The sequence below is a fragment of the Rhizomicrobium sp. genome (assembly GCA_037200385.1).
Taxonomy (GTDB): Bacteria; Pseudomonadota; Alphaproteobacteria; order Micropepsales; family Micropepsaceae; genus Rhizomicrobium.
The window spans coordinates 1,671,416-1,687,975 of the sequence record JBBCGL010000001.1 but is presented as its reverse complement, the minus strand read 5'-3'; the positions used below and the strand labels follow the sequence as shown (position 1 = coordinate 1,687,975).

At 66.9% G+C, this 16,560-nt stretch carries 18 protein-coding genes; 12 read left to right on the top strand and 6 right to left on the bottom strand.

Translation table 11 applies throughout. From position 1 onward, the window contains the following. Positions 1-55 precede the first annotated feature (55 nt). From WDM91_07885 to WDM91_07875, 3 genes are all read left to right on the top strand, one after another. The gene (locus WDM91_07885; protein ID MEI9994498.1) at positions 56-2,113 is read left to right on the top strand and encodes a protein-disulfide reductase DsbD domain-containing protein; all 2,058 of its coding nucleotides are present in this window, start codon (positions 56-58) and stop codon (positions 2,111-2,113) included. 1 nt (position 2,114) lies between these two features. Further along, positions 2,115-2,864, top strand: coding sequence for an N-acyl homoserine lactonase family protein (locus tag WDM91_07880; protein ID MEI9994497.1), 750 nt, complete (start codon positions 2,115-2,117; stop codon positions 2,862-2,864). Between the two features lie 569 nt (positions 2,865-3,433). Beyond that, on the top strand, positions 3,434-3,910 hold the full coding sequence (locus WDM91_07875) for a VOC family protein (protein ID MEI9994496.1): 477 nt from the start codon (positions 3,434-3,436) through the stop codon (positions 3,908-3,910). Between the two features lie 11 nt (positions 3,911-3,921). Here the strand turns inward: WDM91_07875 and WDM91_07870 are convergent, their stop codons facing one another. From WDM91_07870 to phhA, 3 genes are all read right to left on the bottom strand, one after another. Further along, positions 3,922-4,275: a hypothetical protein gene (locus tag WDM91_07870; protein MEI9994495.1), complete on the bottom strand. Its 354-nt coding sequence runs from the start codon at positions 4,273-4,275 to the stop codon at positions 3,922-3,924. A gap of 121 nt (positions 4,276-4,396) precedes the next feature. After that, the gene (locus WDM91_07865) at positions 4,397-4,786 is read right to left on the bottom strand and encodes a GIY-YIG nuclease family protein (protein MEI9994494.1); all 390 of its coding nucleotides are present in this window, start codon (positions 4,784-4,786) and stop codon (positions 4,397-4,399) included. Between the two features lie 145 nt (positions 4,787-4,931). Next, positions 4,932-5,840 carry a phenylalanine 4-monooxygenase gene (phhA, locus tag WDM91_07860; protein MEI9994493.1) on the bottom strand — a complete coding sequence of 303 codons (909 nt, stop codon included), beginning with the start codon at positions 5,838-5,840 and terminating at the stop codon, positions 4,932-4,934. A gap of 139 nt (positions 5,841-5,979) precedes the next feature. On the opposite strand from phhA, the gene WDM91_07855 reads away from it, so the two are divergent. After that, positions 5,980-7,047: a Glu/Leu/Phe/Val dehydrogenase dimerization domain-containing protein gene (locus WDM91_07855; GenBank protein ID MEI9994492.1), complete on the top strand. Its 1,068-nt coding sequence runs from the start codon at positions 5,980-5,982 to the stop codon at positions 7,045-7,047. Positions 7,048-7,080: 33 nt separating this feature from the next. On the opposite strand, the gene WDM91_07850 is transcribed toward WDM91_07855, so the two are convergent. The 3 genes from WDM91_07850 to WDM91_07840 form a co-directional block, all read right to left on the bottom strand. After that, positions 7,081-7,761: a hypothetical protein gene (locus tag WDM91_07850; protein ID MEI9994491.1), complete on the bottom strand. Its 681-nt coding sequence runs from the start codon at positions 7,759-7,761 to the stop codon at positions 7,081-7,083. A gap of 102 nt (positions 7,762-7,863) precedes the next feature. Continuing rightward, positions 7,864-8,106, bottom strand: a complete 243-nt coding sequence (locus WDM91_07845) for a hypothetical protein (protein ID MEI9994490.1) — start codon at positions 8,104-8,106, stop codon at positions 7,864-7,866. An 80-nt stretch (positions 8,107-8,186) separates the two neighbouring features. Further along, the gene (locus tag WDM91_07840) at positions 8,187-8,342 is read right to left on the bottom strand and encodes a DUF3096 domain-containing protein (GenBank protein MEI9994489.1); all 156 of its coding nucleotides are present in this window, start codon (positions 8,340-8,342) and stop codon (positions 8,187-8,189) included. A gap of 151 nt (positions 8,343-8,493) precedes the next feature. Between WDM91_07840 and WDM91_07835 the strand changes: the two genes are divergently transcribed. From WDM91_07835 to WDM91_07800, 8 genes are all read left to right on the top strand, one after another. Further along, positions 8,494-9,603, top strand: a complete 1,110-nt coding sequence (locus tag WDM91_07835; protein MEI9994488.1) for an S-(hydroxymethyl)glutathione dehydrogenase/class III alcohol dehydrogenase — start codon at positions 8,494-8,496, stop codon at positions 9,601-9,603. A gap of 43 nt (positions 9,604-9,646) precedes the next feature. Beyond that, positions 9,647-9,922: a hypothetical protein gene (locus tag WDM91_07830; GenBank protein ID MEI9994487.1), complete on the top strand. Its 276-nt coding sequence runs from the start codon at positions 9,647-9,649 to the stop codon at positions 9,920-9,922. A gap of 328 nt (positions 9,923-10,250) precedes the next feature. After that, on the top strand, positions 10,251-10,841 hold the full coding sequence (locus WDM91_07825; protein ID MEI9994486.1) for a TetR family transcriptional regulator: 591 nt from the start codon (positions 10,251-10,253) through the stop codon (positions 10,839-10,841). A 26-nt stretch (positions 10,842-10,867) separates the two neighbouring features. Continuing rightward, positions 10,868-11,995 (top strand): ferritin-like domain-containing protein, encoded by a 1,128-nt coding sequence (locus tag WDM91_07820; protein MEI9994485.1) that lies wholly within the window; start codon positions 10,868-10,870, stop codon positions 11,993-11,995. A 154-nt stretch (positions 11,996-12,149) separates the two neighbouring features. Beyond that, positions 12,150-12,473 (top strand): 2Fe-2S iron-sulfur cluster-binding protein, encoded by a 324-nt coding sequence (locus tag WDM91_07815; GenBank protein ID MEI9994484.1) that lies wholly within the window; start codon positions 12,150-12,152, stop codon positions 12,471-12,473. A 164-nt stretch (positions 12,474-12,637) separates the two neighbouring features. Further along, positions 12,638-13,906 carry a cytochrome P450 gene (locus WDM91_07810; GenBank protein MEI9994483.1) on the top strand — a complete coding sequence of 423 codons (1,269 nt, stop codon included), beginning with the start codon at positions 12,638-12,640 and terminating at the stop codon, positions 13,904-13,906. A 399-nt stretch (positions 13,907-14,305) separates the two neighbouring features. Continuing rightward, positions 14,306-15,430, top strand: a complete 1,125-nt coding sequence (locus tag WDM91_07805; protein ID MEI9994482.1) for a diiron oxygenase — start codon at positions 14,306-14,308, stop codon at positions 15,428-15,430. 210 nt (positions 15,431-15,640) lie between these two features. Continuing rightward, positions 15,641-16,558 (top strand): DUF2189 domain-containing protein, encoded by a 918-nt coding sequence (locus WDM91_07800; GenBank protein ID MEI9994481.1) that lies wholly within the window; start codon positions 15,641-15,643, stop codon positions 16,556-16,558. Positions 16,559-16,560 lie beyond the last annotated feature (2 nt).

The window sequence follows — 16,560 nt, the reverse complement described above, 5'->3', positions numbered from 1 at the left end:
CACGCCTGCGCGAGGGCGCTGGCGGAGGCACGCGGACGCAGCTATGACGCTCAGGATGAGAGCATTCCTGACCCTGCTGCTCGCGATGTTGTTCGCCGTGCCCGCCCTGGCGCAGGTCGACGGCGCGCCCAAGGTCCAGGCGCGGCTGATCGCCGAGCAGGACAGCATCGCGCCGGGCGGCACGATGACGGTGGCTTTCGAGCAGATCATCCGGGCCGGCTGGCACACCTATTGGCGCAACCCCGGCGATGTCGGGCAGCCGACCACGCTGGACTGGTCGCTGCCGCAGCGATGGAAGGCCGGCGCGCTGCAATGGCCCTATCCGAAGCGCTTGCCGGTCGGGCCGTTCATGGATTTCGGCTATGAGGGCACGGTCTGGATCCTCTCGTCCGTCACCGCGCCGGCCGATGCCAAGCCCGGCGACCGCGTCACGCTGAAAGCCGCCGCAAGCTGGCTGGTGTGCAAGGAGGTCTGCGTTCCGGAGGACCGGACGCTCAGCGTCACGCTCGTCGTGGGCGCGCCCGGCGCGGCACGGGATGCCGCTGCGTTCGCCGCAGCGCGGACTCGCCTTCCGGTGCCGGCGCCCTGGCCGGTGCGCTATCACGCCGATGGCGGCATCCTCGATCTGGGCATCGCGAGTGCGGGTCTGCAGTTGGCGGCGCCAGTCGGCGTCGATTTCTTTCCGTTCGACGACACCGTGAAATACACGGCGCCGCAGCGCCTGGGCAGCAATCGCGACGGGCTCGTGCTGCGCATGACGCCGGGCAAAGGCTTCGGCAAGACGCGCGAGCTGCGCGGCGTGCTGGTGCTGACGTCGCGCGACGGGTCGGTGCAAGCGGTGGCGGTCGCTGCGCAGCCTGGGCCGGTGGCGGCGCCGGTCTTCGCGGAAGGCAGCGCGTCGGGCGGCTTCCTCACCGCGTTATTGCTCGCCTTTCTCGGCGGGCTGATCCTGAACCTGATGCCTTGCGTGCTGCCGATCCTGGCGATGAAGGCCTTCGCGCTGTCGTCGCAGGCGGGACGCGACCGCCGCGAAGCGGTGCGCGAGAGCGTCGCCTATGGCGCCGGCGCGGTGCTGAGCTTCCTGGCGCTGGGCGGCCTGCTGCTGGGCTTGCGCGCCGGCGGCGCGGCGATCGGCTGGGGCTTCCAGTTGCAGGAGCCGATCGTCGTCGCGGGTTTCGCGCTGTTGATGTTCGGCGTCGGGCTCAACCTGTCGGGTGTGTTCGAGGTCGCGGGCTTCGGCGGCGGCGACCGGCTCACCCATGCGGGCGGCGCGGTGGGCTCGTTCTTCACCGGCGTGCTGGCCGTCGCGGTCGCGGCGCCCTGCACCGCGCCGTTCATGGCGGCGGCGCTCGGCTTTGCCCTGACGCAGCCCGCGGCCCTGGCGCTCGGCGTGTTCCTCGCGCTCGGCATCGGCTTCGCCGCGCCGTTCGTCGCGGTCGGCGTCTCGCCGCTGCTGCTGCGCGCGCTGCCGCGGCCCGGGACCTGGATGATCGTGTTCAAGCAGGCGCTGGCCTTCGCGATGTACGGCACCGCGGCGTGGCTCGTCTGGGTGCTGGCGCAGCAGGCGGGCGCCAATGCGGTGGCGGCGGTGCTGGCGGCGATGGTCGCAGTCGGATTCGGCGCCTGGATCTGGGGCCTGTCGCGCAGCTTCGCGCCGCGCGGCCGCGGGATCGGGGCGCTGCTGACCCTGGTCGCCATTCTCGCGGCGCTGTCCTGTCTCTCCGTCCTCAAGGCGCTGCCGGCGCAAGCGTCGAGCGTGAACGCCACCGGTCTGGCGTCGGAGCCTTATTCGGCGGCGCGGCTCGCGGCGCTGCGCGGCGAGGGCCGGCCGGTGTTCGTCAACGCGACGGCGGCGTGGTGCATCACCTGCCTGGTCAACGACGAGGTCGCGCTGTCGGGGCCGCGCTTGAAAGCGGCGTTCGCGCGCCGCCATGTCGCCTATGTCGTCGCCGACTGGACGCGGCGCGATCCGGCGATCACGGCGCTTTTGTCCGTACACGGACGATACGGCGTGCCGCTCTACCTCTATTATCCGCCGGGGGCGGCGGAGGCGACGGTGCTGCCGCAGATCCTGACCGAGGACACGGTGCTGGCGGCGATCGGGGAGCATTGAGGTGACGGCGGCGCTCTTCGCCTTCACCTGCGGCCATCTCAGCGATGCGCGCGACGCCTTCCTCGCCGGCGAGGCGGGCCGCATCACCGTGCCGATCCCGGCCTATCTGATCGAACACCGCCAAGGCCGCGTCCTGTTCGACACCGGGCTCAACCTCGCGCTGCAGCAGGCCGCCGCGATCGACCGCCCGGCGCAGGCGATCGACTTCCCGCCGGGCACCGACATCGCGTCGCATCTCGCGCGGCTCCGTCTGAGGCCCGCCGACATCCGCTATGTCGTCAACTCGCATCTGCATTTCGACCATTGCGGCGGCAACGCGTTCTTCCCCGACGCGACGCTGATCGTGCATGCCAAGGAGTGGCGCGCGGCGCAGCTGCCCAGCACCCAGGCGGCCGGAATCTACAACCCCGCCAACTTCGCCCATATGGAGACGGTCCGCGTCCTCGACGGCGCGCTCGACCTGTTCGGCGACGGCGACGTCGTCGTCTTCCCGACGCCGGGGCACACCCCCGGCCATCAATCGCTGCGCGTCCGGATCGCCAGCGGCAGCGTCGTGCTCGCCGCCGATTGCTGCTACCTCCGGCAGACGCTCGACACGCTCCACCTGCCGGCCCAGGCCTACAACCGGGACCAGATGCTCGAGAGCCTGGCGGAGCTCCGGCGCCTGCAGGGCGAGGGCGCGCGTATATTTTTCGGCCATGACGGCGAATTCTGGCGAACCGTGCCGCAGGCGCCGGCGCCCGTGGATTAGGCCCTCCAGCGCCCGCAGCAGGCCGCCCAGGGCGCGGGCATCCGTCAGGCGCTGGGCGGAGGCACGGCGGGCGGCGCGGGCGGCGGCACGCGCGGCCCGGGCGGCGCGGCTGTAGCGGCCATGGATCCAGCGATTGCGGTTGCCCAGCGGCGCGCCGGGTTTTCGCCGCGGTGGAAAAAGTGCGGATTGGAGGTTCAATTCCGCCGATTTCGCGCCAAGGGCCTGACACCATTGGACGATCGCGGGGGACAGGGGCGGGACGGCGGGCGGCCGGACAGCGGCGCGGTCGGGCGCGCGCGGGCGCTGCCGCGGGGACGGCGAGGCAGGACGGACGGGGCGCGGGCTCACGGGCATCCGCCGCAGATAGGCTTTCATTCTATGCAATCAAGGGTTGCGGAGGTTTATTTCATGCGCCCGAGGGCGCGGTGCGTGTCGGGACGGCGGCTGGCAATCCCACCCGAAAATTCGCTCCCCGAATTTCGGCCCCCCGTGCCGGGGCGGTGGATCGGCGTTGGTGTCGGGGCGATGCTCGGGCGAACGTCTTTCAGAAGGATCAGGAAGGACACGTCATGACCAAGATCATTCCCCATCTCTGGTACGCCCGCGACGCCGAGGCGGCGGCGCGGTTCTATGTTTCGCTGCTGCCGGATTCGCGGATCGACAGCGTCGACACGCTGCCCAGCGACAGTCCGAGCGGGCCGGCGGGGTCGGTGACGATGGTGCGCTTCACCCTGGCGGGGCAGCCCTTCCAGGCGATCGGCGCGGGGCCGCTCGATCCCTTCAACCATGCGGTGTCGTTCGTGATTGCCTGCGACGACCAGGCGGAGATCGACCGGCTGTGGGCCGCGATCCTGGCGCATGGCGGGACGGCGGAGCAATGCGGCTGGATCCGCGACCGCTACGGCCTCTGCTGGCAGATCGTGCCGCGCGTTTTTCCGGAGATGATGGCGGACGGCGACCGGGCGCGCGCCGGCCGCGTCGCGCAGGCGATGCTCAAGATGGTCAAGTTCGACATCGCGGCGCTGCAGGCGGCGTATCAGGGGTAGGGCACAGGGCCCTACCGCGCGACCGCGACCTGCGCCTTGTCCTTGATCACGATCTCCGGCTTGTCGTGGTAGCGGGTGATCGTGCCGGTGATTGCCAGTGTCTTGCCGATCAGCGCATGGCCGTCGGGGATGCCGCTCACGCGCAGCGGGATGAAGATCGTGATGGGATTGCCGGGATAGGCGCCGCCGACATTCCACAACACGCTGCCGCCGCCGGTCACATGCACGCCGGAGAGCACGCCGACCACCGTCACCGTCTGGCCGACATGCGCGGCGGATTGCGCCGCCGGGATGCGGGCCGGCGCGGCGAGCGCCGGCGCGGCGGCGGCCAGGGCGAGTGCGAAGGCAAGAGAGACCGGGCGCATGTCGCGTGTGTCCTCGTAAAAAGGCCGCGTCGGGAGGATGGCGGAAATCGGGAGGGGAGTCGATTGGGGGCGACGGTTGTCATCCCCGGCAGAGCGACGCGCTGCCAGTGCAACGCACGTGTCATCCCCGGCTGAGCGACGCGCCAGCGTCGCGAAGGGAAGGGGACCCAGGCATATCCGGCAGCGCGATCTCACCCATCAAGCGATCGTATATATCGTTCCAGCCGGAATTATGCTGTTCGATAAGTTTCACCTTCCACGCTCTATTCCAGCGCTTCAGGCGTTTCTCGCGAGCGATCGCGACGCTGATATCCTCATGGACCTCGTACCAGACCAGAATGTGCACCCCATACTTCTTCGTGAAGCCCTTTATGAGGTCGTTCTTATGCTCCCAGGTCCTTCGCATGACGTCGTTCGAAACACCGACATAGAGCGTGCCGTTTCGACGGCTCGCGAGAATGTAGACGTAATAGACATGCTCCTTCATCTTTCGAGAATAGCGCGAACCCACCGCATTTCGTAGCGCTCGACCACCTGGGTCCCCTTCCCTTCGCGACGCTGACGCGTCGCTCAGCCGGGGATGACACGTGTGAGTCTGCGCTGGCGGCGCGTCGCTCAGCCGGGGATGACAAGGGCGTTGCGGGATGACAGCCGCCTTACGCCGCGTGGGTGCCGCCGACATAGGTGTGGGTGCCGCGGGTGTGCAGGCGGTCGGCTTGCAGGATGTCGCCGGGCTTGTGGGTCGGGCCGCTCTGCAGCTTGGTGTAGAGCGCCGCGAAATCCTTGTAGGTCTCCTGGAACAGCGCGTCGAAGGAGTCGATGACGAAGTAGCTCTCCTGGAAATCGTCGATCCGGTATTCGGTGCGCATCACGCGCTCTAGGTCGAAGGCGATGCGGTTGGGCGAGGGGCTCTCGACCGCATAGACGGTTTCGGCGCGGCTCGAGACGATGCCGGAGCCGTAGATGCGCAGGCCGTCGCGGCCCTGGATCAGGCCGAACTCGACCGTGTACCAATAGAGCCGCGCGAGGTTCTTCAGCGCCGAGAATTCGTTGAGGGCGCGCACGCCGCCCTTGCCGTAGGCCTCCATGTAATCGGCGAAGACCGGATGGGCGAGCATCGGGACATGGCCGAACACGTCGTGGAAAACGTCGGGCTCCTCGATGTAGTCGAGCTGGTCGGGGCGGCGGATGAACTGCCCCGCGGGGAAGCGGCGATTGGCCAGATGGTCGAAGAAGATCTCGTCCGGCACCAGCGAGGGCACCGCGACGACGCGCCAGCCGGTGAGCTTCTGAAGGCCGTCCGAGAGGCGCGCGAAATCGGGGATGCGGTCGGCGACGAGGTCGAGCTTGTCCAGTCCCTGCAGGAACTCGTCGCAGGCGCGGCCGGGCAGGACCTTCGCCTGACGGTCGAACAGCGTCTTCCAGACGCCATGCTCGGCGGCGCCGTAGCGCTCCCAATGCTGGTCGATGGTGAAATCGGGGCGGATTTCGGGGTGCTTGGCGCGCAGCGTGTCGAGGTTCGGCATGGCGGGAATAGAGAACGCGGAACCGGCGCTGTAAAGCATTTCCCCGGGTGATTTTTGTTGCGCGCGCCGCGGCATGCCCGCACCGGTCATGCGGCCTGCGGCGCGAAAAACGCAAGCCAATTGCCGCGCGCAAAGGCTAAGGTCGCGCAACTTCCTTGCCGACGAAAGCGCGACCGCCATGAACGTGTTCGATTCCGCCGATTTCGACCATCACGAGACGGTCGCCTTCTTCGACGACAAGCAGACGGGGCTGCGCGCGATCATCGCGATCCACTCGACCGCGCTCGGCCCGGCCTGCGGCGGGACGCGGATGTATCCCTATGCGAGCGGCGACGCGGCGCTGACCGACGCGCTGCGCCTGTCCAAAGGCATGAGCTACAAGAACGCCATCGCCGACCTGCCGCTGGGCGGCGGCAAGGCGGTGATCCTCGGCAATCCGGCGACCGACAAGTCGGAGGCGAAATTCGCCGCCTATGCCGAGGCGATCAACGCGCTGGGCGGCCGCTACATCACGGCGATGGATGTCGGCGTGGTGCCGGCCGACATGCCGGTGATCGCGCGGGGCACGCCGCACATCGCGGGCTACGACCAGCCGGGCCGGGCGGGCGGCGACAGCGGTCCGGCGACCGCGCTGGGGGTGTTCGCGGGACTGAAGGCCGCGGTGAAGCACCGGCTCGGCACCGACACGACGAAGGGCTTGCGGGTCGCGATCCAGGGGCTGGGCAAGGTCGGCATGGGCGTCGCGAAGCGCCTGCAGGCCGAAGGGGCGCGGCTGATCGTGGCCGACACCAATATGACCGCGGTGCGCGAGGCGGTCGAGACGCTGGGCGCGGTGGCGGCGACGCCGGACCAGATCGTGACGGTGGAGTGCGACGTGCTCTCGCCCAATGCGCTGGGCGCGATCCTCAACGACCAGACGATCCCGCGGCTCTCCGCGCGGGTGGTGGCGGGCGGCGCGAACAACCAGCTGGCGCGCGACCATCACGGCGCGATGCTGCGCGACCGCGAGATCCTCTATGCGCCGGACTACGTGATCAATGGCGGCGGGATCATCCGCGTCGCGGCACAGATCGAGGACTGGAGCGACGCCGAGGTCGAGCGCCGGGTGCTGGGCATCGCCGACACGCTGGGCGCGATCTTCAGCCGCGCGGCGCGCGACGGCGAGCCGACCAGCACGATCGCCGACCGCATGGCGGAAGAGCGCATCGCGCGCGGCCGGGCGGCAGGCGCGAAGGCGGCGGAATAGACGTCTTCACCTTCCCCTTGCGGGGAGGTGAACTCAGCGCTCCAGGAACTGCGCGTCGCCGCAGACCCAGCCGGTGTAGAAGGGCATGCCGGAGGGCAGCAGGATCTGGCTCAGCGCGTCTTCCGAGACCGCGCCGCCGAGCAGCGAGACGAAGGCGGCGTATTCCTCGAACCAGTGGCGGTGCGGCGAGAAGGAGTGGACGATCATCACCGCGGCATCGGTCTTGAAGCGGCCCGCTTCGATGATCGCCGAGCCGGCGCGGTGGAAGAGCTGGTAGAAGAGGTGATCGGGCGGCGGATAGTCGATGCCCAGCGCGCCGCAGAGATAGCGCAGCCGCGCCTGCTTGCCCTCCGAGGCGCCGCGGCGCCAGTCGCCGACCGTCTGGCCGAACGGCTCGGCCACCTTGCCCTCGACCGCCATCGCGATGGTGCGGTCGCCGCAGCGCAGCAGCGCGAAGACATCGTTCTGGCTTTCCGTCGTGCCGCCGGGCAGCGGCACCTTGTGCTCGGGGATGGCGATCAGCAATTCGGGCACGGCCTTGAAGCCCGGCGTCGCCGCGAAGCGTTCGGCGATCTCGGGCGGCAGGCCGTCGGCCGCTTCCCAGCTATGCGCCAGGGTGCGCGCGGAATAGCCGGTCTTCCATTGCCGCTCCGGCTCGGGGAGGAAGGGCTTCCACGACTCGGCGCCGGTGCTGGGGACATAGATGCGATTCATGACGGTCTCCGGACGGTGAAGCGGAATTCACCATGGCCTGCATAAAAGAAAAGGCCCCCTTCCGGGGGTTGGAAGAGGGCCTCGTCCGAAAATCGGTCTGGCTCAGTAGGTGTGCGGCACGGCCGCATCGCCGGTCTTCACCTTCTTCTCGGCTTCCTTCACGGCGTGCGTGTCCGGCGTCGGCGAGTCGCTTTCGCGCTCGACCGGGGCGCCGACGATGTGCTTGCCGCCCGAGAAGCTCGGCGGGTCGGAGGCGGGGAAGGTGTCCTCCATCTGCTGATCGACCTTCTGGTCCAGCTTCTGCTTTTTCGTCTCGGGGGTCTTCTTGTCGGGTGTGACGGACATGGGTGTCCTCCGTTCTTGGCAAGCACGCAGACGCACCCGCCTTGGACAGTGGAAACGGCCGGGCGCGGCGAAAGTTGCCGTCAGCCGGTGAAGCGGGTGAGCAGGCCGAGGCCGGTGATTCCGACCAGGATCAGGTAGATCGCGATCAGGTAGTTCAAAATGCGTGGCATCAGGAGAATGAGGACGCCGAAAATCAGCGCGATCAGCGGCTGGATAGTGACGGATGTGAGATGCATGGCGGGAGTTCCCTCTTTGTCGCGCCGTTAACGCATGGGCGCGGCTTTCGTTACCTGAATTCAGCGACAGATGCGGCGGTCCGCTTGCAATATCGCGGCGCCGCGCTAGGAAGCCGCGTCGCCTTACGCTGAACGTCCCGGGAGAGATCGCTTGAAAACGCGTGCCGCCGTCGCCTTCGAGGCGAAGAAGAAGCTGGAGATCGTGGAGCTGGACCTCGAAGGGCCCAAGCCCGGCGAGGTGCTGGTGGAGATCAAGGCCACCGGCATCTGCCACACCGACCAGTACACGCTGTCGGGGCTCGATTCCGAGGGGCTGTTCCCCTCGATCCTCGGCCATGAAGGCGCCGGCATCGTGCGCGAGGTCGGGGCGGGCGTGACCAGCGTCAAGCCGGGCGATCACGTGATTCCGCTCTACACGCCCGAATGCCGGCAGTGCAAATCCTGCCTGTCGGGCAAGACCAATCTGTGCACCGCGATCCGCGCCACCCAGGGCAAGGGGCTGATGCCGGACGGGACGTCGCGCTTCTCCTATCGGGGACAGCCGATCTTCCACTACATGGGCTGCTCGACCTTCTCGAACTTCACCGTGCTGCCGGAGATCGCGGTGGCGAAGATCCGCGCGGACGCGCCGTTCGACAAAGCTTGTTATTGCGGGTGTGGGGTGACGACCGGTGTCGGCGCGGTGATCAACACCGCCAAGGTCAAGCCGGGCTCGAACGCGATCGTGTTCGGGCTGGGCGGCATCGGGCTCAACGTGCTGCAGGGGCTCAAGCTCGTCGGGGCGCAGATGATCGTGGGCGTCGATCTCAACCCGGGGCGCGAAGAATGGGGCCGCCGCTTCGGCATGACGCATTTCGTGAACCCGAAGACCATCGACGGCGATCTCGTGGCGCATCTGGTGGCGCTGACCGATGGCGGGGCGGACTACACCTTCGACTGCACCGGCAACGTCACGGTGATGCGCCAGGCGCTCGAGGCCTGCCATCGCGGCTGGGGCGAGAGCACCATCATCGGCGTCGCGCCGGCGGGGACGGAGATTTCGACGCGGCCGTTCCAGCTGGTGACGGGACGGGTGTGGCGCGGCACGGCGTTCGGCGGGGCGCGCGGCCGCACCGATACGCCCAAGATCGTCGATTGGTACATGCAGGGCCTGATCCAGATCGATCCGATGATCACGCATGTGATGGGGCTGGAGCAGATCAACGACGCGTTCACGCTGATGGAAGAGGGCAAGTCGATCCGCAGCGTGGTGGTGTATTGACGTATCGCTTTCGGGGACGGGCGAGGAAGACGGGAAGGAAGCTATGAGCGACGCTCTCGGCCCTGGCGATTTGGTTCTGTGCGTCAATGCCGCCCCGAACCATGTCACCGGCCGGCCGGTGCCTCTGGTGGCCGGAGAGACCTACCGTGTGGTCGAGGTCATGGCGTATGCCTGCCCCTGCGGGCGTTCCGATGCGCTGCTGGATGTCGGCGTTGAATTCGCCTGGTGCCAGACGCGTTTCCGGCTTCTGCCCAAGCCCAAGGCCGAGAGCAAGCCGCGCCGCGTCTCGGCGCCGAGGGAGAAGGAAACGGTTCGGTAGACCGCGGCGCATTTGGGAGGCGGTACTCACCGGGCGGTAGCAAGAAGGCGTTCGACCGCCTTCGTTCAAGGCACCGTTGTCATCCCCGGCCGAGCGCGAGCGAAGCGAGTGCGAGGGGAAGGGGACCCAGGTGGGAGATACCGTCACGGTGTTTGGCGCCTGGGTCCCCTTCCCCTCGCGATGCTGTCGCATCGCTCGGCCGGGGATGACAGCTATTTGACATCCTTCCCCACCGGCGCCGCCGCGATCAGCCGCGGCAGGTCCGCCAGCGCGCCAAGTCATTTCCCGTTGACATCGGTTCCGGACGTCGCCACGATGTCATCCCAGAATGACAAACGCCACGACCCTTGCTCCCGAACGCACGCCTGCGCGCAAGCGCGATGCGGAAGCGACCCGCGCCGCCATCCTGGCGGCGGCCAAGAAATGCTTCGCCCGGTCGGGCTATGACGGGGCCTTCCTGCGCGACATCGCGGCCGAGGCCGGGGCCGACGCGGCGCTGATCAACCGCTATTTCGGCGGCAAGGACGGGCTGTTCGCCGCCGCGCTCAAGGATTCCATCGCGCCCGACGCGATCTCGCACTGGGAGCGCGCCACCTTCGGGCGCGCGGTCGCCGAGATGATGGCGGGCCATGCGCACCAGCATGTCGAGCGCACCCATGCCTTCGAATTCCTGCTCCAGGCCGCGACCAATCCGGCGACCGCGTCGCAGCTCAACGCGGCGGTGCAGGAGCGCTTCATGGGCCCGATCCGCGAGTGGATCGGCGGCGCCGAGGTCGAGGCGCGGGCGCGGCTGCTCGCCTCGATCTTCATCGGCCTCCTGGTCGAGCGGCTGATCCGCGACGAGGCGCTGGCCGGCGCCGAGCGCGAAACCTTCATCGAACGCACCGCGGCTTTGTTGCAGTCGCTGGTGGACCATTAAAGCAACGCTGGACGGAGGAACGGGACATGGCAGACGGGAACATCACCAAGGACATCATGTACGACGCGGTGGCGCCGGACGATTTCGAGTCGATGATCGAGCTCGACCGCTATGAGAAGCGCTCCACCGCCTTCGACAAGATCATCAGCGCGACGCACGACCATTTCTGGGATCCGCTCGACAAGAAGTACATCGACTTCGACGAGCCGTGGGACATGACCCAGGCGATGCAGCCGGAAGACCAGATCTTCGCGCTGCAGATCCCCTATGTGAAAGACCACCTGGAGAAGACCGGCCAGGTCGCCAAGTTCATCAATGAGATGACGCTGTGGAATTTCTCCTCGATCCTGCATGGCGAGCAGGGCGCGCTGAATCTGTCGGCGTCGCTCTGCCACGTCCTGAAGGACCAGGGGGCGCAGGAATACGCCGCCAACCAGACGCGCGAGGAAGCCCGCCACGTCACGGCGTTTGCGAAGTATGTCAAGGCGCGCTGGGGACGGCCGCGGCCCTGCGGCTCGGTGCTGAAGGCGCTCCTGGTCGACATCATCGCGGCGCCGGAGGTCTATAAGAAGATCATCGGCATGCAGATGCTGGTCGAGGGCCTCGCCATGGGCGCCTTCGCGGCCGGCTACAAGTTCAACCGCGACCCGCTGGCCAAGAAGCTGTTCCAGCTCGTGATGACGGACGAGGCCTTCCACCACAAATTCGGGAAGATCTGGGCCGACAAGACGATCCCGAAGATGTCGGAAGAAGAACGCAACATCGTCGAGGACTGGGCGGCGCACTGCTTCCAGTCGCTGATCATGAACATGGGTTCGCCGCAACAGCAGGCCGAGATGTTCAACGAGTTCGGCCTCGATCCCGCCAAGGTGATGGAAGGGCTGATCGCGCTGCGCGCCGACGCCAAGCAGCGCGAGCGGATGAAGGAGAGCACCAACATCTTCCGCGTGCTGATCAAGACGCTGCTCAAGGCGGGCCTGATCACCGACCGTACCCGTGCCTTCTATGCGACCTATGTCGACATGGAAGAGCTGGTGGCCGAGGGCGACCGCATGGTCGGCGACGACATCGCCGAGGAAGGCATCAAGTACCTGCAGGAGATCAACTTCAAGGACCGCTCCAACGCGGCCGCGATCCGGATCGCGGCGGAGTAGCGCTGCACCCTTCGAGGCATCGCGGGCTTCTCACGAAGCCCGCGCTGCACCTCAGGGTGACGAGAATTGAAATGAAAGCGTCATCCTGAGGTGCTTCGCGCAGCGAAGCCTCGAAGGATGCGCGGCACGGACAGCATCACAAAAACGGACGGACATGCCCAAGATCAAATACATCGAGCACAACGGCAAGGAACACGAGATCGAGGTTCCGGAGGGCTGGTCCGTCATGGAAGGCGCCGTGAAGAACATGCTGCCGGGGATCGACGCCGATTGCGGCGGCGCCTGCGCCTGCGCGACCTGCCACGTCTATGTCGACGATCCGGCCTTCGCGGCGAAGATCCCGCCCAAGACCGACATGGAAGAGACCATGCTCGACTTCGCGCCGGAGGTTCAGCCGACGAGCCGGCTGTCCTGCCAGATCAAGGTGACCAAGGAATTGGACGGGCTCGTCGTGCGCATGCCCGAGAGCCAGCACTAGAGGAGCTGTTTTGAAACACCCGCCGCCGTCATCGCCGGCCTTGTGCCGGCGACCCATGATCGCAACTGCTGCAGGGGTGTTCCTGGGTGGCCGGCACAAGGCCGGCCATGACGCTGACAGGTGATTCAACTCAAGCTGAAAGACCTTCAAAAAAGGAAGCGCCGATGAACATCGCCGTGAAGCCCGACATGAAATCCGCCCGCGACGCGGCTTACGCGCTGCCGCTCGCCGAGCTCAATCCGGCGCAGGGCATCCTGTTCCAGACCGATACCATGTGGCCTTACTTCGAGCGCCTGCGGAAGGAAGACCCGGTCCACTACACGGCGGACAGCGAGTTCGGCCCCTACTGGTCGATCACCAAGTACAACGACATCATGGCGGTGGACACGAACCACCAGGTGTTTTCCTCCGACTTCACCTATGGCGGCATCACCATCGGCGGCGGCCAGGCGAATTTCGAGCCGCTGCCCATGTTCATCGCGATGGACCCGCCGCGCCACGACATCCAGCGCAAGGTGGTGACGCCTGTCGTCAGCCCCGCGAATTTGCAGGTGCTGGGCCCGATCATCCGCGAGCGCGCCGGCAAGATCCTCGACGATCTGCCGATCGGCGAGCCGTTCGACTGGGTCGACAAGGTCTCCATCGAGCTGACCACCATGACGCTGGCGACGCTGTTCGATTTCCCGTTCGCGGACCGGCGCAAGCTCACTTACTGGTCCGACGTCGTGACCGCCGTGCCGGGGCATGGCCTGATCGACACCTTCGAGCAGAAAATGGCGGTGTTCCAGGAATACCACGCCTATTTCACCAATCTGTGGAATGAGCGCGTCAACGCGACCGAGACGAAGGGCGACCTGATCTCGATGCTGGCGCACAACCCGGCGACTCGCGACATGTCCCCGCGGGAATATTTCGGCAACGTCGTGCTGCTCACCGTCGGCGGCAACGACACGACGCGCAACACGATCACCGGCTCGGTCCTGGCGCTCAATCAGAATCCCGACCAATATCAGAAGCTGCGCGAGAACCCATCGCTGATCCCATCGATGGTGTCGGAGACCATTCGCTGGCAGACGCCGCTCGCCCATATGCGCCGCACCGCGACGCAGGACTTCGAATTCCAGGGCAAGCAGATCAAGAAGGGCGACAAGGTCGTCATGTGGTACGTCTCGGGCAACCGCGACGACGAGGTGATAGAGCGGCCCAACGACTACATCGTCGACCGCGAGAACCCGCGCCGCCACATCTCCTTCGGCTTCGGCATCCACCGCTGCGTCGGCAACCGGCTGGCGGAATTGCAGCTCCAGATCATCTGGGAAGAGATCTTCAAGCGCTTCCCGGTGATCGAGCAGGTCGCCGAGCCCAAGCGGACCTACTCCACGTTCGTGAAGGGCTATGAACACCTCCACGTGGTGATCCCGAAGCGCGTGTGATCCACCCTTGACTTGTCATGGCCCGCACGTCTCCAGCCGTTGCGCTATCCAGCGGCCGAGGCGCCGTTCTACGATCCCTTCGCCCGCTGGGTGGCCAGCGCGCCGTCCGGCGTGCGCCGACCGGGCCGACCTGCCGGAGAGCTGCACCCCAACGCGGCGGGCTATCGGCGCATGGGCGAGCGGTTTCATAAGCTAATGCTGACGGGCAGCCATGCGCTTATTTGAAACTCCGCTGTCATCCCCGGCCGAGCGTAGCGAGGGGAAGGGGACCCAGGTGGGGGACACCGTGACGGCACTTCCTACCTGGGTCCCCTTCCCCTCGCGCCGCTGCGCGGCGTTCGGCCGGGGATGACAGCGGAGTGGCTGGACGGGCATACTGCATCGCTTCGGGAGGACCTGATGACCGACACGAACATCACCAAAGACCAGATGTACGGCGCCGTGGCGCCGGACGATTTCGAGTCGATGATCGAGCTCGACCGCTACGAGCAGCGCTCGACCGCTTTCGACAAGATCATCAGCGCCACCCATGACCATTTCTGGGATCCGCTGGACAAGAAATACATCGATTTCGACGAGCCTTTCGACCTCGAGAACGAGGCCATGCTGCCCGAAGAGCAGCAGCCCTTCCTGCGCCTTCCCTATATCGCCGAAAAGCTCAGCGATCCCAAGGACCGCATCCGCTTCATCAACTACATGCAGCTGTGGAATTTCTCCGGCATCCTGCATGGCGAGCAGGGCGCGCTGAATCTCTCGGCCTCGCTCTGCCATGTCCTGAAGGACCAGGGGGCGCAGGAATACGCCGCCAACCAGACGCGCGAGGAGGCGCGCCACGTCACCGCCTTCGCGAAATACATCAGGGCCCGCTGGGGCCGCCCGACGCCCTGCGGCACCGCGCTCAAGGCGCTGCTGGTCGAGATCATCGACAGTCCGCTAGTCTACAAGAAGATCATCGGCATGCAGATGCTGGTCGAGGGCCTCGCGATGGGCGCCTTCGCCAACGGCTACAAGCACAACCGCGACCCGCTCGCCCGCAAGCTGTTCCAGCTGGTGATGACCGACGAAGCCTTCCATCACAAATTCGGGAAGATCTGGGCCGACAAGACCATCCCGAAGCTCAGCGAAAGCGAGCGCAACATGGTCGAGGATTGGGCCGCGCATTGCGCCCAGTCGCTGCTGTTCAACCAGGGCTCGCCCGACCAGATGGCGGTGATCTTCGGCAAGTTCGACCTGGATCCGCAGCGCGTCGTCGCCGACATCATGGAACGCCGCAAGAGCCGCGACCCGAAGAAACGTTTCCGGAGCGAGACCAACATCTTCCGCGTGCTGATCAAAACCCTCCTCAATGCCGGCCTGATCACCGCGCGGACGCGCGGCTTCTACGCGACCTATATCGACATGGACGAGCTCCAGGCCGAGGGCAGCCGCATGGTCGGCGACGACATCGCGGAGGAGGGTATCCGCTACCTCCAGGCGATCAATTTCAAGGACCAGGGCCGGGTCGTTTCGGTCGCGGCGGAGTAGGCCCGCCCCCTCCGTCTCGTCCGCTGCGCGGCCGATCCACCTCCCCCGCTGCGCTGTGGAGGAGCCGATTCCCGCTGTGCGGGCAAAGGCAAGAGGTATAGGGTGCCTCCCATATCGAAGGTTGCGGGGTTGCCGTGACCGACGGCAGGTGTAGGCCGCCAGGCCATGCGATCCACGAGCCCTCGAACAACAACGTTCGGGAGATCGCTCATGACAACTATCAAAAATCCCATCGAATGGGGCGGCGCGCAGCTGGCGCAGGCGGCGCATGCCCTCGGCGCGGCGGGCAGCTCGCTGCATCACATCCAGGACACCATCCACTCGCCCATGCCTCGGGTGGCGAAGATCGGCGTGGCGGATCTGCGCGCGGCGCTGGCCGAGGGCTTCGCCGATTTCGAGGCCTATCGCAGCGACGTGCTGTTCGTCGGCGTGGTCTATGCGGTGGTCGGCGCGGTGCTGGCGCGGGCGGCATTCGGCATGGACCTGCTGCCGCTGCTCTTCCCGCTGGCGTCGGGCTTCGCGATCGTCGGGCCGTTCGCGGCGGTCGGGCTCTATGAGATGAGCCGGCTGCGCGAGCAGGGCGTCGCGGCGAACTGGACCAATGCGTTCGACGTCTTCAGGGCGCCGGCGATCGGCGCGATCGCGGTGCTGGGCGGGACGCTGATCGCGCTGTTCCTCATCTGGCTCGGCACGGCGTGGGAGATCTATGCCTGGAAGTTCGGGACCGAGCCGATCGTCTCGCTGCGGCAGTTCTTCCAGGACGTGTTCTATTCGCCGGGCGGCCACGTGATGATCGTCGTGGGCGTCGGCGCCGGCTTCCTCTTCGCCCTGCTGGCGATGGCGATCAGCCTGGTGTCGTTCCCGCTGCTGCTCGACCGCGACGTCGGCCTGGACACCGCGATCCGCACCTCGGTGCGCGCCGTGGTGCTGAACCCGGCGGTCGCGGCGCTGTGGGGCCTGACGGTGGCGGCGGGCCTGGTGCTCGGCTCGCTGCCCCTGTTCACCGGACTGATCGTGGTGCTGCCGGTGCTCGGCCACGCGACCTGGCATCTTTACCGCAAGCTGGTGCCGCGCGAGGGCGAGGGGCGCGGGGCGCTGCGGCAGGCTGCGTTCGACGACGTGCAGTAGCG